The organism is Streptococcus sp. STC1396 (assembly GCF_058933875.1).
Genome location: NZ_JBZYCU010000011.1, coordinates 48,084 through 73,888, shown reverse-complemented (window position 1 = coordinate 73,888; position 25,805 = coordinate 48,084). Strand labels below are relative to the sequence as shown.

Here is a 25,805-nt window from a genome sequence, read left to right as displayed (position 1 = left end):
AGTCACGAATTATTTTAAAAACTTGCTTTTAGCAGGTCTTTTTGCATGCAATCATTTTTCTAAATATCTGTAAAAAATAATTGATATTTTAAAAAATTATTCTTGACTTTTTACATAGAATGCCTCCTTATTTACTTATTCGAGATTTAACGAAAAAAGAACCCAAATAAATGAATTACATCCAAAAAGTTTGACAAAATATTTATCAATTGGGGTAGTTCATTTATTTAGGCTATTTTATTCTTAATTGCTAAATCTTATCATATTTATCGCTTGCTGTTGTAACAGCCTCTCTAACGGATTTTGACCATTCTCCCTTAATGGCACTATCTAAAGTATCATTAATTCCATTAATCACCGACTTTCCCTCCTTTGCAATTCTACTAATTGCTCTCTTAGATTTGGACTTAATCGCATCTCGATTACTAAGGGCATGTGGAGCATAAATATTGGTTATCAGAGATTTTTCAATCTGTTTTTGAATAGCAAGTAGGCGAGTTCCTAAATCATCGTAGCTTCCTACAGCAAATACACCTGTAATATCCTCAGTTAATGTTGTTGTCATTTCATCATCACTTTCTTTTACTCTCTAGTTTAATTATTGTCATCTGCAGCTATTCTCCTACGCAGATAAGCCGCCTCTAACTCATCGTCTAGATATCTCCTTTCTCGTCGGAAATCATCATTCTCTTTTAAAAATTCTAATTCTAATTTTTTTTGCGCCTGCATCAAGGCATCTTCCGATAATATTTGGTAAGATTCCATCTCTCTATTAAGAATCCCATAAAAATCCTGATCAGCATCCGTAGTTCTCAAATAATGCAAAGTTTCTTCGTACTTTTCATCAAGAATATTTTGTATGGCACGACGTGCAGTTTGAAAATAATCATTTCTTTCCTCAAATTCTTGCAACTTTTCTCGATGCCGCTCTTCCAATTCTTCTAATTCTTTAGTTTTCTTTTCGACTTCACGTTGTGCTAATTCAAATTTCTCCATTGATTGAATTCCCCTGCTAAAGATATATCCTCTTCAAGTTTTTTGTTTATACCAGCTGCAATTTTATCTTTCAATTTAGTCATTTCATCTAATATTTGGCTCGCTTTGTTGAGCTTATTTTGTAGAGAGCTTTCTACATTTTCAACCACACTAGTATACGTTACACCACCAGCTTCAAAAGCCGACCTAATCTCATCAGGACTAAGACTGCTGACCATAAAGGGAGACGTGGTCGTTTCAAATAAAGACTCAACTTCTTCTACTCCTCTTTGTTTCTCAATCTTAATCTGTTCCAAAACTTGCTGAGCAGCATTAACAAGAGCATTTGCACCAATGGTAGCCTGCTCACTGTCTAAAAAAATTTGTTCGTTGCTACTTAGGCCGCCTCCGCTTTCCGTAAGTAAGCTTTTCATGCCATAATACCGCAACATTCTAGTTTTTGTTTCTAGGATGAGGGAATTCGCATTTCCTTTTGCAGTATTGGTCACAACATTGCCATTTTCATCAATGAGCTGACCTTTATTATTAAATCTCCAAGTATTATAACTGTGATATTTATCCCCTAGACTATAGATCTTATCTGCCTTTTCTTTCCAAGAAAGTTTATCATCTTGTAAAATCCGTAAAGATTCATCAATAAAACTAGCATCTGTCATATTGACATAAATGGCAACGCCTGTTTTATTCCCCAAAATGTTCCCCAAAAACATATCATTTGGATTTCTAAAGTTACGAAATTGCTCTGGATGCGCCTGCATATATGCTATTTCTTCTTCCGAAAGGATATTATGAATATCTGGACCATTAAAGCCAACATTATTCCATCCCATTTTTAAGGCAGTATAAAGAGCCATAGACTCTCCCAAAGAATGACCATTTGTTGTTATAATGGCATTGGGATTTTCTTTACGAACCTTTTTCTCTACTCTTCGAGCAAACTCTACTGCTGTTTTTGACTGAACATCTACAATGTTTTCGACAAATTCCTTTTTAACACTATCGTTAAAATGTCCTTCTAGAATGCCTTTTCCCATCTCTGAAATCGAGGGGAGACCTGTTATCATTTTATCCGTAAAACCCATACCTAGATTTTCAAGGTCATTGATAACATCTTTTTTGTCTCCAAAATTGGTTCCAACATAAGAAACCACTACCTGACTGTAGTCTAAGTTCCCTTGATCATCAACAGGAGCAACAGCCATTGCTTGCATACTGTTTTCCGTTGGTTCAGCAGAGTTACCAATAGCATCAATGACTCGGAATTTTCGACCGTTAACGTCAAAAGTTTGACCTATTTTCCTTTGTAAATCTTCATTATTATTAGGATCTAATTTATAAGACTCTTTTGCTATCCATTTATAATCTTCATCAGTCACACTATTCATTTACTTCCCTCATAATAAATTACTTTTACATTCGCTTCATCAATATTTGAAAATGAAGAAGGCTCCTCTTTTCTTACTAAAAATTTAGAACTTTGATGATAACCTAATGAATAATGATTAATATCGTATACGTCCTGCAAACCAGAATCCACAAAAAGTTCATCGTTAATTTTCATATAGATTACATCAGAAGTTCCAAAACCACCTTTTACTAAATTTTTAAACTCAATTTTTTTAATATCTTCAAAATTATTAACTAAAAATAAAGCAAGAGCCTCTTCCTGTTTTCTAATTCTCTTTTTCTCCTCTGTTGTCAATGCAACTTCCTCCTTCTGTTCTGTTTTTTTATGTTGACTACAGGCACTGAGTGTTCCCAACCCTAGAAATCCAATAAATACTATCAAAAGTAACCTAGGTATTTTCATAAATATTCCTTTCTTTATGCAGCGTCATCAATAACTTGAAATTGACGATTTCCTACTTCAATCAAATTACCTTTATATAATTGTTCTTTCGAACTATTTTCTTTCGGATCAAGTTTATAAGCTTTTTGCGCAATCTCATTACAATCTTTGTCTGTTAAATAATCCATTTACTTTTCCTCATAATATATCACTTCAATCCCATCAAGACTGGTCAATTCCGTAGAATTTTTCTTTTTTATTAGATGAAAATCACTCGGATCATAATCAACAGAATATCTTTCACTATCATCGTTAAATATGATTGGTTTTATGTAACTATCATCATTGACAATAACGCTTATTGAATCTGCTATCCCAAATCCTCCCCTATGAAATTTATCAAACTTAATTTTTTTCACATCTTCATAATGATTAACCAGATACAAAGCAATTTGCTCTTCTTCTTTACGAAGTTTCCTTTTTTCTTCTACTGTTTTGGACTGGCTACAGGCTGTGATACTTCCTAAACATATGAATCCTATCAAAAATATTAAAAGTGATTTATATACTTTCATGATAATTTCCTTTCTTGACTAAAAGAGTATCATACTAACACAAGTATAGCACAATCTAATAAAGAAGGAAGAATATTTGGAAACCTTCTCATAGTTGTTTCGAATATTTTTATAACTATTATAATCAAAAACGAAGCAACCTTGGATTACTTCGTTTCAACATTTTATATTATATCTGCATTTGATTGTACGACTTACTGAAAGCATCTAAAATGTCCTTAGGCGCTTTGTCATAATCAATCGTACTTTCGAGGCTTCCTTTGACAATAGTTCGACTGGTTGCAGCTGCATCTTCACATGTGACTAAGGTGATTTCTGCTAGTCCTTCTGTATCATTAATTACATCAACACGATCAGGGGTGACATTTTCGATACTGGAAATGATATAAGTATAGATTTTTTCTTTATCTGTAATGTAAATCTTCATTCCTTCTTTAGCACGATCAAGCGGTGAAAAGAGCATATCACTGGCACCAGTAATACCAAAAACATGATGACTAGCCAAAGCATAGTTTCCTTCGCCCATCTGTTGCTCTGCTTTCATGGTGCCTGCTCCGTAGTAGAGACCAACATTGTCTAATCCTTTGAAAATTGGCAAATTCATGGATATTTCTGGGATAGCAATCCCCCCAATAACTGGCAATTGCTGCGCTTGCCATTGGGCATTGATAACTGCCTCAGTCGATAAAGATTCAACCCCTTTGAAATCAAAACTCGTTTTGGCATTTTTATTCTTTTCGATTGATTTTTGTGATACCTTGCTGATCTGATATTGATTGGTGTGCCAAACCATAATCATATTCCGAATAGACGAATTAAAGATAAGGGCCAATGCGATAAGAATCAGAAGGGCGGAAATAATATTGATAATGAAATTCCTAATACTGAATTTCTTTTTTTCTTTAGGCAACTTCATTCTCCTTCTAATCTTCTTTACTTTCTTCAATCTCATCTTTTTCGTCTGGAGCAACTGTTGTAAATGTCACAATTTGTGCATTTTGATCCAGACGCATAACCTTGACTCCCATCGTCGCGCGGCCCGTCTGAGAAATATTAGCAACACTGGTCCGGATAATGACACCAGTATTAGTGATAATCATCAAATCTTCTTCGCCAGTGACGGTCATCAGACCAGCAAGAGGTCCGTTTTTATCCGTGATATTAGCTGTCTTAATCCCTTTACCACCACGGCCCTTGGTAGGATATTCGCTGGCAAGAGTTCGCTTCCCATACCCTTTTTCAGTAATGACAAGCACTTCATCTCCCTCAGCAATTACACTCGCCCCAACAACCTGGTCGCCATCTCGCAAATTAACCCCCCGGACACCAGTCGCAATACGACTCATATTCCGCACAGCTGTTTCATTGAAACGAACGGAGTAACCAAATTTGGTACCGATAATAACATCTGCTGCACCGTCCGTCAGAAAGACGTTGATGAGTTCATCTTCATCCTTCAAGTTCAGAGCCTTTAGACCGTTCTGACGGATATTAGCAAACTCTGTTACGCTGGTTCGTTTAACCACACCAAGACGGGTTGTAAAGAAGAGATAGGAATCATCACTGCGGTCCTGCTGGACGTTGATAATAGTCTGGATCGTCTCACCTTCATCCAACTTCAAGAGATTGACCACGGGCAAGCCCTTAGCTGTCCGGCCGTACTCAGGGATTTCATACCCCTTGAGACGATAAACGCGGCCTTTATTGGTAAAGAAGAGCAGGCGGTCGTGAGTGCTCGTTGAAACCAGCTCCTTGACGAAGTCATCATCTTTGATGCCCGTTCCCTGAACACCACGGCCTCCGCGTTTCTGAGCGGTAAATTCATCCTGATTCAAACGTTTGATATAGCCCTTATTAGACAGGGTAATCAAAACATCCGCTTCCTCAATTAAATCTTCATCTTCTAGAGAAAGAACTTCTCCTACCATCAGCTCAGTTCGGCGGTCATCCGCAAATTTACGCTTGACCTCGTCCAACTCTTCCTTGATAATAGCGACAACCCGCTCTGGCTTAGCCAAGATATCAGCCAAGTCCGCAATCAAAGCAATCAGTTCATCATATTCTGATTGAATTTTATCGCGTTCCAAACCGGTCAGACGACGCAGACGCATGTCAAGTATAGCCTGACTCTGGCGCTCAGATAGCTCAAACTTAGCCATCAATTCAGCCTGTGCTTCTGCATCTGTCTCACTATTACGGATGATGCGAATGACTTCATCAATGTGGTCCAGTGCAATTAGCAAACCAGCTAAGATATGAGCTCGTGCTTCTGCCTTTTCTTTATCAAAAGCTGTCCGGCGAGTCACCACTTCTTTTTGGTGCTCAATGTAGGCCAACAAAATCTCACGCAGAGAGAGAATTTTCGGCACACCATTTTGAATAGCCAGCATATTGAAGCTGAAATTGGTCTGCATCTGAGTCAGCTTGAAAAGGTTATTTAGAATGACATGAGCAGAGGCATCGCGTCGGACTTCAATGACAAAACGCACTCCTTCACGATTGGACTCATCACGAACAGCTGTGATACCGTCAATGCGTTTTTCCTGCACCAAACGAACAATATGCTCATGGACCTTAGTCTTATTAACCATGTACGGAAACTCGGTTACGACAATTCGTTCACGGCCGTTTTTCGTCTCTTCAATTTCGGTTCGAGAACGAAGAACAATCGAACCCTTACCTGTTTCATAGGCACGGTGAATACCAGACTTGCCCATCACCAGTGCTCCTGTTGGAAAATCTGGGCCAGGCAGGACTTCCATGATGTCACGAGTCGTTGCTTCTGGATTGCCCATAACCAGCTTAACCGCATCAATAGACTCACCAAGATTATGAGGTGGAATATTGGTCGCCATCCCAACTGCAATCCCTGTCGCTCCATTTACAAGCAAGTTAGGGAAGCGAGCAGGAAGAACGACAGGCTCTCTCTCACTGGCATCATAGTTGTCAATGTAATCAACCGTGTTTTTATTAATATCACGAAGCATTTCCAGAGCAATCTTGCTCATACGTGCTTCTGTATAACGCTGGGCAGCGGCTCCGTCCCCATCCATAGAACCGAAGTTTCCATGGCCATCTACCAGCATATAACGATAGCTCCACCATTGAGCCATCCGCACCATCGCTTCATAAATAGAGGAGTCTCCATGCGGGTGATACTTACCCATAACATCCCCTGTGATACGAGCTGATTTCTTATGGGGCTTGTCAGGTGTTACACCCAGTTCATTCATACCATAGAGAATCCTGCGATGAACCGGCTTGAGACCATCACGAACATCTGGAAGCGCACGAGCCACGATAACACTCATTGCGTAATCGATGAAACTGGTCTTCATTTCACTGGTCAAATTGACATCTACTAAGTTTCTGTCTTGCATTAAAAAATGCCTCATTTCAATATTAAATCACTATCTCATTATACCACATTTTCGCCGTATTTTCAGCATTTTAAACCAAAGATAAAAACGTTTACATCAAGCAATTAGGGGCTAAACCTGATTATTCTCCGTGACAAAATGTGTCAAAAGTGATAGAATGTAAATGTACTGGGAGAAAATCCCTAAAAAAAAATAAGGAGATGTTTAGAAATGACTGCTACTAAACAACATAAAAAAGTCATCCTTGTTGGTGACGGTGCCGTAGGTTCATCTTACGCATTTGCTCTCGTTAACCAAGGTATCGCTCAAGAATTGGGTATTATCGAAATCCCTCAATTGTTTGAAAAAGCTGTTGGTGACGCAGAAGACCTTAGCCACGCGCTTGCTTTCACTTCACCTAAAAAAATCTATGCAGCTAAATACGAAGACTGTGCGGATGCTGATCTTGTAGTCATCACTGCAGGTGCCCCTCAAAAACCAGGTGAAACACGTCTTGACCTTGTAGGTAAGAACCTTGCCATCAACAAATCAATCGTTGAGCAAGTTGTTGCTTCAGGTTTCGACGGTATCTTCCTTGTGGCAGCTAACCCAGTTGACGTCTTGACATACTCTACATGGAAATTCTCAGGTTTCCCTAAAGAACGTGTCATCGGTTCAGGTACTTCACTTGACTCAGCTCGTTTCCGTCAAGCTTTGGCTGCTAAAATCGGTGTTGATGCGCGTTCAGTCCATGCCTATATCATGGGTGAGCACGGTGACTCTGAGTTTGCTGTATGGTCACACGCTAACGTTGCCGGTGTTAAATTGGAACAATGGTTGCAGGCAAATCGTCATTTGAACGAAGCTGACCTTGTAGAACTTTTCATCTCCGTTCGTGATGCTGCATACTCTATCATCAACAAAAAAGGTGCAACTTACTATGGTATTGCTGTAGCCCTTGCTCGTATCACTCGAGCTATCCTTGACGATGAAAATGCAGTTCTTCCACTTTCTGTCTTCCAAGAAGGCCAATATGGGGTTGATAATGTCTTTATCGGTCAACCAGCTATCGTTGGTGCCCATGGTATCGTACGTCCAGTAAACATCCCATTGAACGATGCAGAAACTCAAAAAATGCAAGCATCTGCTAAAGAATTGCAAGCAATCATTGACGAAGCATGGAAGAATCCAGAATTCCAAGCAGCATCTAAAAACTAATCCTAAAAACAGCTCTCCCTTAACTAGGAGAGCTGTTTTTTTGTGTCTTGAATTGTATATTCAAGGTATTAAATTTTATATTCTTCAAAAATAGATTGCAAATAAGGGACTCCTAACTGTCCCTCTATTTCAGAAAGTGACGTTATCCAGCGATAATCTACATGTTCTTCTGGATCTAGGATAATTTCTCTCTCGTCCATGATTTCAGACTCATACACGATTCGTGTGTAGACCGTCTCCTTCTCCTCATCATAATGACTATCTTCATGAATCACTTTCAAAATTTCAATCCCTTGATTCACTTCTTCCAAGGCTTCACGAATAGCTCCATCTCTAGGTAGCTCTCCGTTTTCCACCCCACCACCAGGAATATCCCAATAATTCGGAAAAACATTTGGTCTCCCACTTTTAATCTTGCTTCTTTTAATCAAAAGAAATGTTCCGTTTTTGCGAATCAAACTATGGGCAATTAGTTTAACCGGCATATTGACCTCCAAAAAAGGCTCCAATCAACTGGAGCCTTGCGTAAAATAATCTATCCACCCTGAGAGAATCGAACTCCCATCTCAAGAACCGGAATCTTGCGTGATATCCATTACACTAAGGGTGGTAACTTAATTATTATAACTAATTTCTAGAGAAAATACAAGTCAAAATGGATAATTCTAGCATAAAATTTACGTTTGTAAAAGTTTTCTTGAAGTGAGACTAGTTTGTTTTAAAGCAGTCCAAACATAAAACGTACTAAAATAGAAATGCTCCCCGATTTCTCTAAGAAAAGCATTTGGAGATTCCGCTTCATAGACTTTCAATATTGCAAGGGACTTTTTTAGTAACTCGCTTTTTAGGACTGAAATATTCGTCTTTTCGTAATTTTCGTTTCCATACAAAAAACATCTAGCCTTATTCTATCCGTCACAAAACCAGTCTACCATATGTTTTATAAACCTTAAGTGATTGGTCAATCTAATTGTGAGAAAGAGACATGAAATTGATTATTTATGAGAATTATAAAAGCTGCCCGAAGACAGCTAGAATATTCTACAATAATCCCTCAATCAACTCATCCACTTCATCCGCCTCAGCTTGTGGTGTGATTTCTGTAATCATGATGCCTGCGACAGCACGTTCTACCAAACCTTCAACATCTAGGTAAGCTTCGTACTTCTCGGCATTCTTGATTTTCGGATTGGTTTTAGGCCGGTCCGGCGCAAAAATAGTACAGCAATCTTCAAAAGGCTGGATAGAGATTTGGAAAGTATCGATTTTTTCAGCAATCTCAATGATTTCTAGTTTATCCATCGTCACGACTGGACGGATAACCGGTGTATTGGTCACGGCGTTGATAGCCTGCATACTCTCAATCGTTTGACTTGCCACCTGACCAAGACTTTCTCCGTTGATGATGACTTGAGCGCCCCGCTCTTCTCGAATCCGGTCCGTAATCCGCATCATAAAGCGACGAGTCAGTGTCATCAGGTAAGCTTCTGGAGCCTTGGCCTTGATTTCCTCTTGGATCTCAGTAAAAGGCACTTCGATAAAGTGGATATTACCGCCAAACTTGGTCAGTTTCCGTGTCAAATCCTGAGCTTTTTTCAACGCACCTGGACTGGTGTAAGGCGGACTTGCAAAGTGAACCGCCTCGATATCCACACCGCGCTTGAGAGCTAGATAGCCAGCCACTGGTGAGTCAATCCCACCTGAGAGCATGAGCATGCCCTTTCCTGAAGTTCCGACTGGCAATCCCCCAGCACCACGAATCGTCTCATAAGAGATATAAGCCGCTTCTTCACGAATCTCGATGCGCAGCTCAATATCTGGCGCTTTCATCTTGACCTGAACATTGGGAATGACCTCAAAAACAGCATCCCCAAGTGTCTGGTTAAGCTCGCGGCTATCCAATTCAAAGCTGTGGTCACTGCGCTTGCTGGTAATCTTAAAGGTCATCCCTTCCTGATAGACTTGCTTCATGATGGTTTGAACAGCTTCAATCAAGGCTGGTACAGACTTTTTAACCCTATAAGATGGCGAGAAATTCTGAATCCCAAAAATCTGCTTAAGCGATTCGGCGACTGGCTGATAGTCGGTTCCTTGCAGATAGATATGAGTGCGGTCACGGTCAGCCTTGACATGAACCCGCGGATAGATTGATAAGACTGATTGGATATTGCGTTTGAGTTTGTTGATAAAGCGCATGCGGTTCTTGCCCTTGGTGGACAGCTCACCGTAGCGTACCATAATTTCTGAATAATGCATTGTTTACCTTACTTTTCTTGTTTTTTCGTAAATAATCTTAAAAGTGGTCAGGAATTGTTCTACCTGACTCATATCGTTGTCTGCGTCCAGGCTGAGTCGGACGGCTGTGGTTGCTAGCTTTGACGGCACTCCCATAGCAATCAGCGTACCTGCTGGCTTACCGACCTTGGAAGAGCAAGCACTAGTGGTTGAGATATAAATCTCGTAATCTTCAAAAGCATGGACAATCACTTCTCCTCGCACCCCCTTGATACCAAGGGTTAGGATATGAGGGGCGAAATCCTTTGTCCCCGAGAATACTGTTACATCAGGATACTTAGACATTTCCTCTAGGATAATGACCTTCATTTTTGAAGTTCGACTTTCAAAGTTTTTAAGATTTTCCATCGTCATGCGCAGAGCTTTGGCCGTAGCCGCAATTCCTGCAAGATTTTCCGTCGTTGAACGCTTATCCGACTCTTGACCGCCACCATTCAAGAGGGGACTGATTTTCTTACCAGACTTGATATAGACAAATCCCACACCTCGAAGGCCGTGAAATTTATGACTAGAAAAAGTCGCGAAATCCACGCGATCCGTCAGATAATCAGCTGTCGGAATCTTCGAAACAGCCTGCACAGCGTCCACGTGAAAAGAAATGGTCGGTTTGTCTGCTAGCAGTTCGGATATTTTCTGAATAGGCTGGATGCTACCGATTTCATTATTGACAGCCATGACCGAGACAAGAGTCGTATCCGACCGAATCAGGTCTGCTAGCTTATCTACGTCGACAAAGCCCGCCTGGTCAACCGGTGCAAAATCAACTTCAAATCCTTGACTCTGCAGCCAGAGGGCTGATTCCTTGACTGCGGGATGTTCAATGTTGGATACGATTATGTGGCGTCCGTAAGCTGCTTTTTCAAAAGCAACGCCCTTAATGACCCAGTTGTCTCCTTCGGTTCCTCCGGACGTAAAAAAAATCTCCGACGAAGACTTGCCTAAAAGCGCTGCAATTTGCCGGCGAGACGCATCTAAGAGACGTGTCGCCTGACCGCCCAAACTATGAAGGCTCGAAGGATTGCCCCATATTTTGGAAGCAACCTCCGTATAAGTAGCCAAAACCTCTGGATAAGGCTTGGTTGTTGCTGAATTGTCAAAATAAATCATCTTTTTTCCTCTAAATTTCAATACTCCTATTGTAACACGAAAGGTCAGTCGGAACAAGGAAAGGATACAGTTTATACAACAAAGGCAACAAACAAATATTTCTATTTTTTGTATAAACTATAGGATTAAATACTGAAATATAGATAACCCCCGCTAAAATTTAGATAAAGCGATTTTTATGGTCGAATTTTAGAAAGCTATAGCAAGTATTTGAAGGTTTTTATATGCAAAATTGCTCAACTGTGATCTTAACACCAACATAGTTATTCTCATAATTATTTTCCTTCATCAACTAGGCTAGTTAAAAATGTGATTCACTTCAACTTTTTCATATAATCCTCAATCAAGAAAGCTGTTTCTTCGATTGATTTATCGGTAATATTGATGACATGAGCCTGATACTTTTTAAAAACTTCTTTCGAGTAATCCAATTCCTGATAAATCTTTTCTAAATCGGTATAACTGGTCGAATTGGTCAAGCCAAGGGAATGAAGACGATTACTACGGATTTTTGCTAGTTTTTCAGGCTCACAAATCAAACCAATTATTCGTTTTTTGTCCACTTTATCTAGCGTCTGAGGCAAGGGAACTTGGGGAATTAGAGGCAGATTGGCCACTCGATAGCCTTTGTTAGCCAAGAAAATACTGAGAGGAGTTTTTGACGTACGGGATACTCCCAAAAGGATTAAATCAGCTTCTAAAAATCCTTGAGGAGCCTTGCCGTCATCGTATTTGACCGCAAACTCAATCGCCGATATTTTATTAAAATACTCACTGTCTAGCCGGTGCAAGGTGCCCGGCACCTCAATCGGTCTAGTCCCTGTTTTTTGCTCAATCAACTGAAAGAATGGATACATAAGATCCAGATAGGCTAAGTGATGGGTCTGACTGAAGTCTCTTGCTAATGCTGCCAGCTTTCCATTGACTAGAGTGCTGATGACCAGAGCATCATCCTTGACTGCATCTTTGAGAATATCCAGCAACTCCTCTTCTTGACTAACAAAAGGGAAGCGATAGCTGTTGTTAAAGATCAAATCCGGATATTGAGCAGTGACCGCTGACAATAGTCTCTGCGAAGTGCCGCCCAAAGAATCTGAAACGCTATAGACAATAATCTCTTTTTTCATGTTTACTGCTCCTATCTATCTATTTACTGCTGCTTGACGCGCTTCTTGGATGATATAGTCGAACAGGGCCGACTTGGTCACTGTTCCCAATATCTTGCGGTCATTTTCCTCTGCCACTACTGGTAGGGAGTCAATCGCAAAATCCTGCAAGATTGCCGCTGCCTCCAGAATGTCCATATCCTTGTAGCAGGTTTTGATATGGGGCATACGGGTCATGCAGACAGCTACAGGAGTGCTCGCAATACTGCTGGACAGAGCTGCTCTTAGCAAGTCTTTACGTGAGACAATTCCCTGTAACAGCTTCTTTTCATCAATCACATAGAGAACATCTGCATCATACATAAAAAGGGTGATGACTGCATCTTGGATAAAGGTATCCTGGGAAACTAAGACTGGAGAAATCATAATATCCTGAACTTTCTTTTGGAAAGTATCAAAGAAAAATAAGGTCTCCAAGTCCGAACCCGAATAAGTATAACCAATCTTGGGTGTAGCTTTTAATATCCCAACTAAGGTCAGAAAAGACAGGTCAGAACGTAAAGTAGCTCTGGATATTCCCATGATTTCAGAGACTTTTTCTCCACTGACTGGCTGCTCTTTCTTAACAATCTCAACAATTTGCTTTTGACGTTTACTTAATTTCACATACAGCTCCTTCTTAATGAAATCTGGTAATAGTTGTTACTCCTATTGTTAGTGTAAAGAAACAATATTCCTCATAATGAGAAGATTAAAACACAATTAATCATCACTTTAAACAATATTTTAGCAGAATACTCCCAGATGTCAACTTAAATTTCAGTTGATTTTTCCTTGACAAGTATATGTGATGTATATTAAAATGTAAAGAAGAACAAATATGTCTCACATTTAAGGAATTGGAGGTAACATATGACTCAATTCATTTTCTCCTTCGAAGAAGGGAATGCTAATCAGAATGCTCTCTTGGGTGGTAAGGGAGCCAATCTTGCCGAAATGACGAACCTTGGACTGCCTGTCCCACCTGGCTTTACTATTACCACCGAAAGCTGCATCCGCTTTTTGAATGAGCCATATTTTTTTGAGTCTCATTTAAAAACAGGGATCTTGGAAGCGGTTGATCAACTAGAAAAGAAAACCCAAAAATACTTTAGCGGCAATGACCAGGCCTTACTACTGGTCTCGGTCCGCAGCGGTGCAAAATTTTCCATGCCAGGTATGATGGATACCATACTAAACCTAGGCCTTAACGACTTGCGGACCCAAACTCTGGCCCAAGCTACAAATCTAGACTTTGCCTACAACTGCTACCGTCGCTTGATGCAGATGTTTGCTGATGTAGTCTATGGTATCCCCAAGGAAGATTTTGACCAGCTCCTGCTCTTTTTTGAAAAGAATGCTGGCAAGTCGGTGAAAGACTTCACCTTAGAAGAGCATCAGGCTTTGATTGATCAATACAAGCAGCTCTACTATGAACACCATCAAACCTTTCCTCAAAGCCCTAAAGAGCAGCTCTTTACTGCTATCAAAGCCGTTTTTCGTTCCTGGAATAATCCACGAGCTCAGGTCTACAGGGAGCTAAATCAAATACCCGATGATTTAGGTACAGCTGTCAATGTTCAAGCCATGGTATTTGGGAATAGCGACCAACAAAGCGGTACAGGTGTCGTTTTTACCCGAAATCCAGCCAACGGTCAGAAAGGTCTTTTTGGAGAATTTCTCCTTCAAGCCCAGGGTGAGGATGTAGTGGCAGGTATTCGGACTCCTGAACCCATTCAAGCGCTAGAAGAGAAAATGCCACAAGCTTATGCAGACTTTTTGTCTTATGCGCAGAAGCTGGAAGAACATTATAAAGATATGCAGGATATTGAATTCACTATTGAAAAAGGAAAGCTTTATATTCTGCAGACACGAAATGGCAAGCGGACAGCTAAAGCGGCTCTTAAAATCGCTCTAGATTTAGTTGAAGAAGGAATTATTAGTCAAAACACAGCTCTTCTACGGATTCAGCCTGCAGCTATCAATCAGCTAATTCATCCTGTTTTTGACGAGGAGCAACTGCAAACAGCCTCTGTTCTAGCTCAAGGCCTTCCAGCCAGCCCTGGAGCTGCTACTGGACAAATCGTCTTTTCTGCTAAGGAAGCTAAGCGCCTGCATGAAGCAGGAATTAAAGTGATCCTTGTTCGCCACGAGACATCTCCTGAAGACATAGAGGGCATGATAGTCAGTCAAGCTATCGTAACCAGCCACGGCGGAATGACCTCTCACGCTGCTGTTGTAGCCCGAGGAATGGGTACCTGCTGTGTCGCAGGCTGCGAGGCGCTTCGTATCGATGAGGACGCTAAAACCTTGCAATGTGGAGAGATTATTTTGGGGCAAGGTGATATCCTGTCTGTTGATGGCAGTACCGGTCTAATCTATCTCGGTCAACTTTCCACTGTTCTGGTGGAAAATGATCAAGAATTAGAGCAGCTACTTACTTGGGCAGACCAAGTGGCCCAGCTCAAAGTCCGAGCCAATGCAGAGACCATTTCTGATCTCCAAACGGCCATTCAATTTGGTGTTCAAGGTATCGGATTAGCACGGACGGAACACATGTTCTTTGGTCAGGACAGAATTCTTGAAATGCGGCGACTGATACTGTCAGAAAATCCTCTAGAGGTCAAGGCTGCTCTGAAGAAACTACTGGAGTTCCAATCACAGGACTTCTACCAAATGTTTCAAACTGTTGGCCAGCTACCTATGATTATTCGGCTGCTCGATCCACCGATGCACGAATTCCTGCCAAAAGAAGAACAAGAAATTCAAATCTTAGCTCAAACTCTGCAAAAGAATCCAGTTAAGCTAACTCATCAAATCAAACAGCTTCAGGAAAGTAATCCTATGCTGGGTCATCGAGGCTGCCGCCTTGGCATTACACAGCCTGATATCTACAAAATGCAGGTAGAGGCCATCTTCAGCAGCGTAATTCGCCTACAACAAGAAGGCCTGACAATTCGGCCGGAGATTATGATTCCTTTGATTGCTGAAAAAGCAGAGCTGACTTATATTAAGGATTATCTTGTCAATTTTATTGACCAGCTGTTTACTAAATATCAGACCCAGCCTTTTCCTTATGATATTGGTACTATGATTGAGCTTCCACGTGCGTGTCTGATTGCTGATCAGTTGGCGCAAGATGCTGATTTCTTTAGCTTTGGTACCAATGATTTGACACAGATGACTTATGGTTTCTCCCGTGATGACATCGGTAAGTTTATCCCAGCCTACACAGATAAAAACATTCTAGCAGTTGATCCCTTCCAGAGCGTTGACAGACAGGGAGTTGGAATCTTGATGAGCTTGGCTGTTCAAAAAGCCAGACAAATCAAGCCGGACCTTACGATTGGTATTTGTGGAGAGGTCGGCGGTGACCCAGATTCTATCCCATTCTTCCAAGAAATAGGCATCAACTACGTTTCCTGCTCTCCTTATCGGGTACCAGCTGCCCGACTTGCAGTAGCACAAGCCAATCTTCTGAAGCAAGAAGAGACAAAGTAATTTTCTTTAACTATTTCTAAGAAGCAGTCCTTGAAGTACGCCCAGTGTACTTTTTGGACTGGCTTCTTTTCTTGTGTACGTTTTCATTGTAAAATAAGAAATTTTTTAAAGACATTTTTAGCTAAAAGACGTATAATAAAAAGCAAGGGATGATTGCTGGATTGATATAAATGTAACTTTAGCACAGTTCAGCCATTCATACATAGAAAATAAAGGAGACTCCCTTTCAATGGAAAACTATTCACGTAAAAATAAACATCAAAATGAACAAAAGCCAAGCAGAAAAACAACTAGCCATCATATAAAAAAAGGGTTTTCTGCCCTTCAAAAAACAATCGCAACTATCGCCAGTATTCTGTCGATTATCATTGCTAGTCTGACCATTATGAATCTTTTGAACAACAATGACAGCAAATCTAAGTCAGATACCAGTAATTCTACAACGACAACAACCATCGTTAAGGAAATCGAAAAAGAGACTGTCACTTCTAGTTCAGCAGATAACCAATCTAGTGCTGCTAGTGATACAGCAATCGAAACTGGCTCTTCTACGGTCGATACAGCCTCTACTACTGCTACCGATAGTAACAACAGTACGACTGCCAGCTCAAGCACAGCAACAGACACGACAACTGATGCTCACACTGAGTCATCAAACTAACCTTCTTTTAAAAAAAACTAAAAATAAAGCCAAGACACACAGTCTGGCTTCATTTTTTTATTTGCGATACATTTTGACTTGAAGATAGAGGTCGTTATAAGTCCCAAGCCATTTTGGTCCTAACTGCTGATAGACTTCTAGATGCTTCATAGTTTCTTCTGTCGGATAGAAAGCCTCGTCTTCCTGTATGTCTTCTGGCAACAGGGCCTTGGCAGGAAGGTTTGGCGTTGAATAGCCAACATAAAGCGCATTCTTATAAGCATTTTCCGGTCTCAGCATGAAATTGATAAACTGATAGGCGGCTTTTTTATTTTTGACCGTCTTTGGAATGACGATATTGTCAAACCAAAGGTTGCTGGCTTCTGTCGGAACGACATAGCGCAGATCCTCGTTGGCTTCCAGCATTTGACGGGCTTCACCAGAGAAGGTTACGCCTATGGCCGCGTTATTCTGAATCATGTAGCCCTTCATCTCATCAGCAACGATGGCTTTGATGTTAGGCGTCAGAGTATAAAGCTTATCGACAGCTTCCTGCAGCTGGTCTGCATCTTTGGAGTTGAGACTATGACCATTTGAGTTCAGACCAATCCCCATGACTTCGCGGGCTCCGTCAATCATCATGATAGAATTTCTATATTCTGGTTTCCAGAGATCGTTCCAATGCTCAGGCGCATGTTCGACCATTTTAGTATTGTAAACAATTCCCAGCGTCCCCCAGAAATAAGGAATGGAATACTGATTTCCTGGATCAAATGGCTGATCCAAAAAATCTGACCCAATATTTTCCAAGCCTTTGATCTGGCTATGATCCAATTTTTCCACCAAGTTTTCCTTCATCATCTTGGCAATCATGTACTCGCTTGGGATAGCAATGTCGTAGGTTGTACCACCTTGTTTGATTTTCGTGTACATGGCTTCGTTGGAATCGAAGGTTTCGTACTGAACCTGCACACCTGTTTCCTTGGTAAACTCAGTCAGCAAGTCTGGATCGATGTAATCTCCCCAGTTGTAGACAACCAATTTATCACTGCCCTTGCTATTGGTTCTGCTTTCAATCCGATAGCTAATTCCCCACAAGATCAGGATAATCGCAAGAATCCCTGCTAAAAACGAATAGAGTTTTTTCATGCTGCTTCCTCCTTCTCACGCGTGATAAAGTAATAGCCGATGACTAAAACAATGCTAAAGAGAAAGACCAGAGCTGACAAGGCATTGATTTCCAAGGAAATTCCTTGCCGTGCGCGGGAATAGATTTCAACCGAAAGAGTCGAGAAGCCATTTCCTGTCACAAAGAAGGTCACAGCAAAGTCATCGAGTGAGTAGGTGAAAGCCATAAAGTAGCCGGCAATGATGGCTGGTGTCAGATAAGGGAGCATGATTTCCTTGAGCATCTGGACTTGACTAGCTCCCAAATCATAGGCAGCTTTAATCATATCGTCATTCATTTCTTTCAGCCGTGGCAAAATCATCAGCACCACAATGGGAATTGAAAAAGCGACGTGGCTAGCCAAAACAGATACAAAGCCCAACTGGAATTTAGCCGTGGTAAAGAGAATCAGGAAACTGGCCCCAATCATAACGTCTGGCGCAACCATCAGAATATTATTGATGGATAAGAAGGCATCCTGATATTTTTTGCGGGCTTGGTAAATATAAATAGCACCAAAAGTTCCGATAATCGTAGCGATGAGGGAAGAAAGAAAGGCTAGGAAGAATGTCTGCGCCAAAATCAAAATCAAGCGTGAATCTTCAAACAACTTTTGAAAATGAACCAGATCAAAGCCAGTAAATTTGTTCATATCATCGCCAGCATTGAAAGCATAGGCAATTAAGTAAAAAATCGGAAGATAGAGGATTAGAAACACAATCGCTAAATAGAGATTAGCAAATTTTTTCATCGTTCTCTCCTTTCCTTGGTTGCCCACATGGTGAAGAGCATGGCAATAATCAGAACTACTCCGATTGTTGACCCCATTCCCCAGTTCTGCGTTGTCAAGAAATGCTGTTCAATGGCTGTTCCCAGCGTAATGACACGGTTTCCACCGATCAAACGCGTCAGCATGAAGAGACTGAGACTAGGAATAAAGACTGACTGTACACCACTTCTCACGCCATTCATCGAAAGAGGAAAGACAACATTGCGGAAGGTCTGCCATCGATTGGCCCCCAAGTCATAGCTGGCATGAATCAGATTTTGATCCAAATCATCCAAGACATTGAAGATTGGCAAAATCATAAAGGGCAACTCAATATAGCTGGCAACAAAGATAAAAGAAAAGTCAGTGAAAAGAATCTGCTTGGGACCGATACCGATAAAGGTCAGAAATTCATTTACCGAGCCATTTTGTCCAAAAATACCGATAAAGGCATAGGCCTTAAGCAAAAGATTGATCCAAGTCGGCAGGACAATCAGCATGAGCCAGAGCTGGCGATGCTTGAGCTGGGTCAAAAAATATGCGGTCGGATAAGAAATGAGCAAGGTGACCAAGGTAATAATACCTGCGTAAAATACCGAATTAAAGCTCATTTTCAGATAAGTCAAATTCTGCGATGTGAAATAAATCCGATAGTTTTCCAGCGTGAACTGACCTTCGATATTAAAGAATGATTTCCAGACAATCATCATCACTGGAGCTAGGACAAAGAGCAGAATCCAAAGAAAATAAGGAACCAGAAAAAGGTTAGAGGTTGTTTTCTTCATCTCTTTCCTCCTCAATGGCATTGATCAGCCCTGCTTCTTGTTCTTCGATTTCTACGTATTCTTCAATCCGAGCATCGAATTCTTCTTCGGTTTCATTGAGGCGCATGATATGGATATCCTCTGGCTCAAAGTCCAGACCGATTTCTTCTCCAACGATGGCCTTGCGAGTCGAGTGGATCATCCATTCATTGCCAAGCTCATCGTAGGCGATAATTTCATAATGAACCCCGCGGAAAAGCTGGGTATCCACTTTTACCTGCAGTTTTCCTTCTTCAGGAAGCGTAATCCTCAAATCCTCCGGACGAATCACCACTTCCACCGCTTCATTAGGCCGCATTCCTCCGTCCACCGCTTCGAAACGCTTACCGTTAAACTCGACCAAGTAGTCCTCAATCATCCTACCTGGCAGAATATTAGATTCTCCGATAAAGGTCGCAACAAAGTGGTTAATCGGCTCATCATAGATATCCACTGGCGTTCCTGACTGAACAATTTCACCTTCATTCATGACAAAAATCCAGTCACTCATAGCGAGTGCTTCTTCCTGATCGTGAGTCACAAAGACGAAAGTGATACCGAGGCGCTGCTGCAGTTCCCGGAGCTCATATTGCATGTCCGTACGAAGCTTCAAATCCAGAGCAGAGAGGGGCTCATCCAATAGAACGACCCGCGGCTGATTAATGATTGCACGGGCAATGGCTACCCGCTGGCGTTGCCCACCTGAAAGTTTTCGAATAGAGCGGCGCTCAAAGCCTTCCAGCTGAACCATTTTCAGCACTTCAGCAACCCGCTCTTCAATTTCTTTTTTGTCCACCTTCCGAAGCCGCAAAGGAAAGGCCACATTCTCAAAGACATTCATATGCGGGAAAAGAGCATAGGACTGAAAAACGGTGTGAACATCACGTTTATTCGTGGGAATGTCATTAATGCGGACACCATCCAAAAAGATGTCTCCTGTAGTCGCATCCAGTAGTCCTGCAATTATATTGAGGATGGTTGATTTCCCCGAGCCAGAAGCCCCTAAAAGCGTGTAAAATTTCCCTTCTTCTAATTCAAAGTTGATATCTTTGAGAACGATGGTATTATTGTCTTCAAAAACTTTTGAAACGTTTTTGAACTCAATGATTGGTTTTTTCAATTGACATAAATTCCTTCTTTTCCATGTATTAACAGATTTCTGGTTCTGTCAGACCACAAAGACCTCTCGAGGGCTACTATGGCCCTGCATACTTGCGATATCGATAGGCTTTCACCCCCTTTACTAAGATACACATGGATATTCGCTATTCCAAATACTTGGACAAACCTAGGAACTAGAAATCAGAAAGAACTAGTCTGACAAATTGCTTGTCGGACTATAAGGCTTCTCCAATGATTCTAACTTCGCGTTCCAGAGTGACCCCAGAATGCTCTTTTACTGTTTTAATAACGTGGGCAATCAGATTTTCATAATCGCTAGCCGTACCATGATCGACATTAATCATAAAACCAGCATGTTTTTCTGAAACCTCCACCCCACCGATTCGACAGCCTTTTAAACCAGCCTCACTAATCAACTGACCGGCAAAATGCCCTAGAGGACGTTTGAAGACCGAACCGCAAGATGGATATTCTAAAGGTTGCTTGAGCTCACGCAGATGGGTCAAGCGTTCCATTTCATGACGAATATTTCGATGGACACCAGGTGCCAAGGCAAACTTAGCCGAAATCACAATGTCGCCTGTTTCCTGAACAAGTGAATGACGATAGCCGAATCGCATATCACGAGCATCTAGGGTCTTAATTTCCCCCTCCGGCGTCAAGACCTTACAAGAAACTAGCACATGACCGATTTCACCACCATAAGCGCCAGCATTCATAAAGACAGCGCCACCGACACTACCTGGAATACCACAGGCAAATTCAAAGCCTGTTAAGCTATGATGCAGAGCAATACGCGTTGTCTGAATCAGATTTGCCCCTGCTTCAGCCTCAATTGTGTAACCATCCACTGCCACATTGTTTAATTTGTCAAACATGATGACAAAGCCCCGAATACCGCCATCCCGTACAATAATATTGCTGGCATTCCCTAACACCAGCCAAGGGATGTTTTCACGATTGGCGAATTTGACAATTCTAGCCAGCTCATACCGATTGCGCGGAAAAACTAAGAAATCAGCCGCTCCTCCTACCTTTGTGTAGGTATATTGACTCAAAGGTTCATTGAAGCGGATGTCAATTCCTTCTAATTCAGCATTAAATTTTTCTAAGTTTTGCATGATTTACTCTCTTTTTTACAAAATACACTCTATTATATCAAAATTATATGACATTTACGATAATTTGAATAAAAAAGCTGATAAATATCTAGCTAGACTATTGCTAATCTTACTCCACATCAAAGCAATTCTAAGGCTGAGAGGCTATAGAGACAGCAAATAGAAGAGTCTGGGACAAAAAGATTTCAATTTTTAAAAATCTTAATTATTAAGCCCTTCAAATCTATAATTAAATGCGAAAAGCGAACAAAGCAGAATTCTGATTACCAGAAAACTAGTTTTGTTCGCTTTTTATATTTGAGGTCGGACTTTTGTCCCAGACTCTTCTATTTTAGCCAACAATCGCTTCAGCAATCTCTACTTTGCTGATACCAGCAAAGTAGCGTGTAATGTCAATTGTTTCTAAGGCTTTAAGGACATCTTCGCGTTCATATCTTACTCCACGAAGGACATCTTCTACAGCTACGACATCTTCGATACCAAAGAAGTCACCATAAATCTTGATATCTTGGATTTTAGACTCGATAACATTGGCAAAGACTTCGACCTTACCACTAGGGAATTTTGTTCCACGACGAACGTTAAACTCAGGTGATTTACCGTAATTCCAGTCCCAAGTACCAAACTTAGTATCCTTGATACGATTGATTTCCGCCAACTCTTCCTCTGAAAAGACGTATTCAGTCATCACTGGGTACTCTTTTTTCATATAAGCCAGAAGAAGATCCTTAAATTCTTCAACAGTGATTTTCTCTGGAAGCTCGTCCACAATATTGGTCACACGAGCACGGACAGATTGAACTCCCTTGGATTCAAACTTATCCTTAGAAACCTTAAGAGCATTGGCCAAGACTGACAAATCCACATCAAAGAGCAAGCAGCCATGGTGCATGATACGGCCATTGATGTAGGCTTGGGCATTGCCACAGAATTTCTTGCCATCAATCTCCAAGTCATTGCGGCCAGTGAATTCAGCCTTTACACCAAGCTGAGCTAAGGTATTGATTACTGGCGTTGAGAAAGATTTGAAATCAAAGGCTTTATTCTCATCTTCTTTGGAAATAATCGTGTAGTTCAGGTTGTTCAGATCGTGGTAAACGGCTCCGCCACCACTGATACGGCGTACCACTTCAATACCGTGTTCCCGCACATAGTCGCGGTTGATTTCTTGGATCGTGTTTTGATGGCGCCCGACAATAATCGATGGCTTATTGATCCAGAGCAGGAAAATTTGATCCTCATCAAGGAGATACTTAAAAGCATACTCCTCGAGAGCGATATTAAAGGCAGTATCATTGCTATTGTTAATGATATATTTCATTGACGAGACATCCTTTATTTTTTCTTAGGTGAGTGGATAGCCATTCCCAAAACATCCGCAAACGCTTCATACATCACTTCTGAATAAGTTGGGTGTCCGTGGATGGTCTTGAGCATTTCTTCAACAGTGATTTCCATTTCGATGATGCTTGACGCTTCGTTGATCAATTCTGCAGCTGCAGGACCAATGATGTGAACTCCGAGGATTTCTCCGTATTTCTTATCAGCGATAACTTTAACAAATCCTTGAGCCGCGTCAGAAGCGATCGCACGGCCATTCGCTGCGAAGTTGAATTTACCGATGGCAACATCGTATTTCTCACGAGCTTGTTCTTCAGTCAAACCAACTGCAGCAACTTCAGGAAGCGTGTAGATAGCGGCTGGAGTCAAGTTGAGTTTCGCAACAACGTGGTTACCTTTAAGGGCATTTTCAGCAGCAACTTCACCCATACGGAAGGCTGCGTGGGCCAACATCTTCGTACCGTTGATATCGCCCGGTGCGTAAATACCTGGAACAGAAGTTTCCATGTACTCGTTGACTTTGATACGGCCACGATCCAATTCGAACTCAACATCGCCAATACCTTCTAGGTCTGGCACACGTCCGATTGAAAGAAGAGCCTTACTTGCGACAATGTCCTCTTTTCCTTCAACTTTGATACGAAGTTTGCCGTTTTCTTCGATGATTTCTTCCAACTTAGTTTCAGTCAGAATTGTCATCCCCTTGCGCTCCAAGATGAGGCGAAGGTTCTTAGAAACTTCAGCATCCATGGCTGGTACGATACGATCCATCATTTCGACAACTGTGACTTTTGAACCAAAGGTCATGAAGGCTTGACCAAGCTCAATACCGACAACTCCGCCACCGATAATAACAAGGCTTTCTGGCACTTCATTCATTTCTAGGATATCATCGCTGGTCATAACCAGAGGTGATTCCATGCCAGGAACATTGATCTTGCTGACTTTTGAACCACCAGCAAGGATGATTTTCTTGGTTTCAAGCAATTCTGAACCATTTACCAAAACATTCTTGTCTTTAGTAATGGTACCAATTCCCTTATGAACATCTACGCCATAGCTGCGGAGAAGACCAGCAACACCACCAACAAGTGTATTGACAACTTTAGACTTGGTTTCTAAGAGTTTGTTCATGTCAACTGTGAAGTTTGGATTTTCAATGACGATACCACGGTTTGCTGCATGACCGATGCTTTCAATGATTTCAGCGTTATGAAGGTATGTCTTAGTTGGAATACATCCGCGGTTCAAGCACGTTCCACCGAGTTCTGATTTCTCAACAAGAGCAACCTTACCACCAAGTTGGGCTGCTTTAATCGCTGCTACATAACCAGCAGGACCTCCACCGATGACAACGATATCGTAAGCATCATCGCTCTTACCATCATCATTTGAGGCACTTGCTGCAGGTGCAGGGCTAGCTGCTGGCGCTGCTGCTCCTGCCGTTGGGATATTTTCGCCTTCTTCACCAAGGTAGCCGATAACTTCTGTTACAGGGACAGTTTCCCCATCACCTTTAAGAATGGCAATCAGGTAGCCATCTTCTTCTGCTTCCAATTCCATGCTGACCTTGTCAGTCATGATTTCCAGAAGGATTTCCCCTTCTTTGACAAATTCACCGACTTTTTTATTCCATTGGACAATTTGTCCTTCGGTCATATCCACGCCGGCTTTTGGCATAATTACTTCTAAAGCCATTTTTCTTTCCTTTTCTAATTAATTCTTCATTTGCTGAGCGCTTCTTTGCTTTTCAGACTAGCAAAGAAAATCTTATACCAACATTGAAATTGGGTCTTCAATCAGAGCTTTCAAGTCCTTCATGAACTTAGCTCCAGCCATTCCATCAACTACACGGTGGTCAATGGTCAAGCCCAAGCTCATAATTGGACGGATAACGATTTCTCCATTCACAACGACAGGTTTTTCAACCGTTGAGCTGACACCCAAAATAGCAGAGTTTGGTTGGTTGATGATTGGTCCAAAAGACTGTACACCAAACATTCCCAAGTTACTAATCGTGAAGGTTGAGTTTTGCAGCTCGCTCGGTACCAACTTACCATCCAACGTACGGCTGATAACGTCTTTAAAGGCTACAACCAACTCTGACAAGCTCATTTTTTCTGCGTTGTAGACGACTGGCGTCATCAGGCCATTCTCCATACCGACCGCCATGGCTAAATTCACATAATTGTGAGTGATAATGGTCTTGCCATCCTCTGTCAAGGTCGAATTGAGGTAAGGATGCTTCATCAATGTCTTGACAACAGCAAGAGAAAGCAGGTCTGTGACCGTTACTTTTTTTCCAGTAGCTTCCATGATTGGCTCTAGCACTTTTTTACGCAAGGCCAGCATTTCTGTCATATCGACATCGTAGTTGAGAGTGAAGGTTGGTGCCGTCAGGTAAGATTCTATCATCCGTTGAGCGATGACCTTCCGCATCGGTGTCATCGGAATCCGCTCAATTTCACCGTAAGGAGTGATGTTATCAGGAACTTCTTCCACTTTCTCGATTTGAGCAGGAGACTTAATCGTATCCGACTCAATATTTTCAGGCAGAAAGGCAAGGACGTCCTTTTTCATAATCTTGCCACGATGGCCAGTTCCTTGAATTTCTTGCCAAGCAATATTATGTTCCTTGGCAATTCGTTTTGCAAGCGGTGAAATACGGACCGCATGGGTATTTTGGTAAGTTTCCACGTCTTCTTTGTGGACACGACCGTTTGAGCCTGTACCAGTTACATCGTAAAGGTTAATTCCCAAATCATCTGCTAGTTTTCTGGCAGCAGGAGTCGCTCTAAGCTTTTCGTCAGTCATGACCTCTCCTATTCTAAGTGAGTTTATTCAATGCAGCTTCTG

24 protein-coding genes and 1 tRNA gene are annotated in these 25,805 nt (G+C 41.4%); 3 read left to right on the top strand and 22 right to left on the bottom strand.

All coding sequences use genetic code 11. The annotated features are described in order from the left end of the window. Positions 1-250: 250 nt before the first annotated feature. From AC5FEC_RS05365 to gyrA, 8 genes are all read right to left on the bottom strand, one after another. Positions 251-565, bottom strand: a complete 315-nt coding sequence (locus AC5FEC_RS05365) for a hypothetical protein (protein WP_234550224.1) — start codon at positions 563-565, stop codon at positions 251-253. Between the two features lie 29 nt (positions 566-594). Beyond that, positions 595-996 (bottom strand): hypothetical protein, encoded by a 402-nt coding sequence (locus AC5FEC_RS05360; protein ID WP_493661539.1) that lies wholly within the window; start codon positions 994-996, stop codon positions 595-597. After that, positions 978-2,381, bottom strand: a complete 1,404-nt coding sequence (locus AC5FEC_RS05355) for a lipase (protein ID WP_493661538.1) — start codon at positions 2,379-2,381, stop codon at positions 978-980. Before AC5FEC_RS05355 ends, AC5FEC_RS05360 begins: the two co-directional genes overlap by 19 nt. Next, the gene (locus tag AC5FEC_RS05350) at positions 2,378-2,806 is read right to left on the bottom strand and encodes a ubiquitin carboxyl-hydrolase (RefSeq protein ID WP_493661537.1); all 429 of its coding nucleotides are present in this window, start codon (positions 2,804-2,806) and stop codon (positions 2,378-2,380) included. Before AC5FEC_RS05350 ends, AC5FEC_RS05355 begins: the two co-directional genes overlap by 4 nt. 14 nt (positions 2,807-2,820) lie before the next feature. Further along, positions 2,821-2,973: a hypothetical protein gene (locus AC5FEC_RS05345; RefSeq protein WP_493661536.1), complete on the bottom strand. Its 153-nt coding sequence runs from the start codon at positions 2,971-2,973 to the stop codon at positions 2,821-2,823. After that, complete coding sequence (locus AC5FEC_RS05340) at positions 2,974-3,360, bottom strand: ubiquitin carboxyl-hydrolase (protein WP_493661535.1); 387 nt, start codon at positions 3,358-3,360, stop codon at positions 2,974-2,976. A 169-nt stretch (positions 3,361-3,529) separates the two neighbouring features. After that, positions 3,530-4,276 (bottom strand): class A sortase, encoded by a 747-nt coding sequence (locus tag AC5FEC_RS05335; RefSeq protein ID WP_037614870.1) that lies wholly within the window; start codon positions 4,274-4,276, stop codon positions 3,530-3,532. 7 nt (positions 4,277-4,283) lie between these two features. Further along, positions 4,284-6,740 carry a DNA gyrase subunit A gene (gyrA, locus tag AC5FEC_RS05330; RefSeq protein WP_493661534.1) on the bottom strand — a complete coding sequence of 819 codons (2,457 nt, stop codon included), beginning with the start codon at positions 6,738-6,740 and terminating at the stop codon, positions 4,284-4,286. A gap of 210 nt (positions 6,741-6,950) precedes the next feature. Between gyrA and AC5FEC_RS05325 the strand changes: the two genes are divergently transcribed. Next, a complete protein-coding gene (locus AC5FEC_RS05325; RefSeq protein ID WP_493661533.1) occupies positions 6,951-7,937 on the top strand; it encodes an L-lactate dehydrogenase in 987 nt (328 codons plus the stop codon). Between the two features lie 68 nt (positions 7,938-8,005). Here AC5FEC_RS05325 and AC5FEC_RS05320 read toward each other — a convergent pair whose 3' ends face one another. The 6 genes from AC5FEC_RS05320 to AC5FEC_RS05295 all read right to left on the bottom strand — a co-directional run bounded on the left by AC5FEC_RS05320 (position 8,006) and on the right by AC5FEC_RS05295 (position 13,111). Beyond that, positions 8,006-8,422: an NUDIX hydrolase gene (locus tag AC5FEC_RS05320; RefSeq protein WP_493661532.1), complete on the bottom strand. Its 417-nt coding sequence runs from the start codon at positions 8,420-8,422 to the stop codon at positions 8,006-8,008. A 53-nt stretch (positions 8,423-8,475) separates the two neighbouring features. Beyond that, positions 8,476-8,547: transfer RNA gene (locus AC5FEC_RS05315), tRNA-Arg, on the bottom strand. 431 nt (positions 8,548-8,978) lie between these two features. Beyond that, entirely contained in the window at positions 8,979-10,193 is a 1,215-nt protein-coding gene (gene thiI / locus AC5FEC_RS05310; protein ID WP_493661531.1) for a tRNA uracil 4-sulfurtransferase ThiI, read from the bottom strand. A gap of 3 nt (positions 10,194-10,196) precedes the next feature. Beyond that, positions 10,197-11,339, bottom strand: coding sequence for a cysteine desulfurase family protein (locus tag AC5FEC_RS05305; protein WP_493661530.1), 1,143 nt, complete (start codon positions 11,337-11,339; stop codon positions 10,197-10,199). Between the two features lie 314 nt (positions 11,340-11,653). Further along, positions 11,654-12,466, bottom strand: coding sequence for a pyruvate, water dikinase regulatory protein (locus AC5FEC_RS05300; protein WP_493661529.1), 813 nt, complete (start codon positions 12,464-12,466; stop codon positions 11,654-11,656). Positions 12,467-12,481: 15 nt separating this feature from the next. Then, entirely contained in the window at positions 12,482-13,111 is a 630-nt protein-coding gene (locus tag AC5FEC_RS05295; protein WP_037614888.1) for a CBS domain-containing protein, read from the bottom strand. A gap of 246 nt (positions 13,112-13,357) precedes the next feature. Here AC5FEC_RS05295 and ppdK point away from each other — a divergent pair, with 246 nt between their 5' ends. Together ppdK and AC5FEC_RS05285 are read left to right on the top strand one after the other, a co-directional pair. Beyond that, positions 13,358-15,985, top strand: coding sequence for a pyruvate, phosphate dikinase (gene ppdK / locus AC5FEC_RS05290; RefSeq protein WP_493661528.1), 2,628 nt, complete (start codon positions 13,358-13,360; stop codon positions 15,983-15,985). Between the two features lie 229 nt (positions 15,986-16,214). Continuing rightward, complete coding sequence (locus AC5FEC_RS05285) at positions 16,215-16,646, top strand: DUF6556 family protein (RefSeq protein WP_493661527.1); 432 nt, start codon at positions 16,215-16,217, stop codon at positions 16,644-16,646. Positions 16,647-16,703: 57 nt separating this feature from the next. On the opposite strand, the gene AC5FEC_RS05280 is transcribed toward AC5FEC_RS05285, so the two are convergent. The 8 genes from AC5FEC_RS05280 to AC5FEC_RS05245 form a co-directional block, all read right to left on the bottom strand. Next, positions 16,704-17,774, bottom strand: coding sequence for an ABC transporter substrate-binding protein (locus AC5FEC_RS05280; protein ID WP_037614895.1), 1,071 nt, complete (start codon positions 17,772-17,774; stop codon positions 16,704-16,706). Next, positions 17,771-18,544 carry an ABC transporter permease gene (locus tag AC5FEC_RS05275; RefSeq protein ID WP_005590157.1) on the bottom strand — a complete coding sequence of 258 codons (774 nt, stop codon included), beginning with the start codon at positions 18,542-18,544 and terminating at the stop codon, positions 17,771-17,773. The genes AC5FEC_RS05280 and AC5FEC_RS05275 overlap by 4 nt, the downstream gene beginning before the upstream one ends. After that, positions 18,541-19,347, bottom strand: a complete 807-nt coding sequence (locus AC5FEC_RS05270) for an ABC transporter permease (RefSeq protein WP_037614898.1) — start codon at positions 19,345-19,347, stop codon at positions 18,541-18,543. Before AC5FEC_RS05270 ends, AC5FEC_RS05275 begins: the two co-directional genes overlap by 4 nt. Then, positions 19,328-20,485, bottom strand: a complete 1,158-nt coding sequence (locus AC5FEC_RS05265) for an ABC transporter ATP-binding protein (RefSeq protein WP_493661526.1) — start codon at positions 20,483-20,485, stop codon at positions 19,328-19,330. The genes AC5FEC_RS05270 and AC5FEC_RS05265 overlap by 20 nt, the downstream gene beginning before the upstream one ends. Positions 20,486-20,702: 217 nt before the next feature. Beyond that, positions 20,703-21,608, bottom strand: coding sequence for a UDP-N-acetylmuramate dehydrogenase (gene murB / locus AC5FEC_RS05260; RefSeq protein ID WP_493661525.1), 906 nt, complete (start codon positions 21,606-21,608; stop codon positions 20,703-20,705). Positions 21,609-21,939: 331 nt separating this feature from the next. After that, positions 21,940-22,929: a lipoate--protein ligase gene (lplA, locus tag AC5FEC_RS05255; protein ID WP_493661524.1), complete on the bottom strand. Its 990-nt coding sequence runs from the start codon at positions 22,927-22,929 to the stop codon at positions 21,940-21,942. Between the two features lie 14 nt (positions 22,930-22,943). After that, positions 22,944-24,647 (bottom strand): dihydrolipoyl dehydrogenase, encoded by a 1,704-nt coding sequence (gene lpdA / locus AC5FEC_RS05250; protein WP_493661523.1) that lies wholly within the window; start codon positions 24,645-24,647, stop codon positions 22,944-22,946. A 72-nt stretch (positions 24,648-24,719) separates the two neighbouring features. Further along, the gene (locus AC5FEC_RS05245; protein ID WP_493661522.1) at positions 24,720-25,763 is read right to left on the bottom strand and encodes a dihydrolipoamide acetyltransferase; all 1,044 of its coding nucleotides are present in this window, start codon (positions 25,761-25,763) and stop codon (positions 24,720-24,722) included. Between the last annotated feature and the right edge of the window lie 42 nt (positions 25,764-25,805).

Bases quoted from the DNA above. Each gene is read 5' to 3' on its own strand.
- AC5FEC_RS05365 (WP_234550224.1), bottom strand. From the start codon at position 565: ATGACAACAACATTAACTGAGGATATTACAGGTGTATTTGCTGTAGGA.
- AC5FEC_RS05360 (WP_493661539.1), bottom strand. From the start codon at position 996: ATGGAGAAATTTGAATTAGCACAACGTGAAGTCGAAAAGAAAACTAAA.
- AC5FEC_RS05355 (WP_493661538.1), bottom strand. From the start codon at position 2,381: ATGAATAGTGTGACTGATGAAGATTATAAATGGATAGCAAAAGAGTCT.
- AC5FEC_RS05350 (WP_493661537.1), bottom strand. From the start codon at position 2,806: ATGAAAATACCTAGGTTACTTTTGATAGTATTTATTGGATTTCTAGGG.
- AC5FEC_RS05345 (WP_493661536.1), bottom strand. From the start codon at position 2,973: ATGGATTATTTAACAGACAAAGATTGTAATGAGATTGCGCAAAAAGCT.
- AC5FEC_RS05340 (WP_493661535.1), bottom strand. From the start codon at position 3,360: ATGAAAGTATATAAATCACTTTTAATATTTTTGATAGGATTCATATGT.
- AC5FEC_RS05335 (WP_037614870.1), bottom strand. From the start codon at position 4,276: ATGAAGTTGCCTAAAGAAAAAAAGAAATTCAGTATTAGGAATTTCATT.
- gyrA (WP_493661534.1), bottom strand. From the start codon at position 6,740: ATGCAAGACAGAAACTTAGTAGATGTCAATTTGACCAGTGAAATGAAG.
- AC5FEC_RS05325 (WP_493661533.1), top strand. From the start codon at position 6,951: ATGACTGCTACTAAACAACATAAAAAAGTCATCCTTGTTGGTGACGGT.
- AC5FEC_RS05320 (WP_493661532.1), bottom strand. From the start codon at position 8,422: ATGCCGGTTAAACTAATTGCCCATAGTTTGATTCGCAAAAACGGAACA.
- thiI (WP_493661531.1), bottom strand. From the start codon at position 10,193: ATGCATTATTCAGAAATTATGGTACGCTACGGTGAGCTGTCCACCAAG.
- AC5FEC_RS05305 (WP_493661530.1), bottom strand. From the start codon at position 11,339: ATGATTTATTTTGACAATTCAGCAACAACCAAGCCTTATCCAGAGGTT.
- AC5FEC_RS05300 (WP_493661529.1), bottom strand. From the start codon at position 12,466: ATGAAAAAAGAGATTATTGTCTATAGCGTTTCAGATTCTTTGGGCGGC.
- ppdK (WP_493661528.1), top strand. From the start codon at position 13,358: ATGACTCAATTCATTTTCTCCTTCGAAGAAGGGAATGCTAATCAGAAT.
- AC5FEC_RS05285 (WP_493661527.1), top strand. From the start codon at position 16,215: ATGGAAAACTATTCACGTAAAAATAAACATCAAAATGAACAAAAGCCA.
- AC5FEC_RS05280 (WP_037614895.1), bottom strand. From the start codon at position 17,774: ATGAAAAAACTCTATTCGTTTTTAGCAGGGATTCTTGCGATTATCCTG.
- AC5FEC_RS05275 (WP_005590157.1), bottom strand. From the start codon at position 18,544: ATGAAAAAATTTGCTAATCTCTATTTAGCGATTGTGTTTCTAATCCTC.
- AC5FEC_RS05270 (WP_037614898.1), bottom strand. From the start codon at position 19,347: ATGAAGAAAACAACCTCTAACCTTTTTCTGGTTCCTTATTTTCTTTGG.
- murB (WP_493661525.1), bottom strand. From the start codon at position 21,608: ATGCAAAACTTAGAAAAATTTAATGCTGAATTAGAAGGAATTGACATC.
- lplA (WP_493661524.1), bottom strand. From the start codon at position 22,929: ATGAAATATATCATTAACAATAGCAATGATACTGCCTTTAATATCGCT.
- lpdA (WP_493661523.1), bottom strand. From the start codon at position 24,647: ATGGCTTTAGAAGTAATTATGCCAAAAGCCGGCGTGGATATGACCGAA.
- AC5FEC_RS05245 (WP_493661522.1), bottom strand. From the start codon at position 25,763: ATGACTGACGAAAAGCTTAGAGCGACTCCTGCTGCCAGAAAACTAGCA.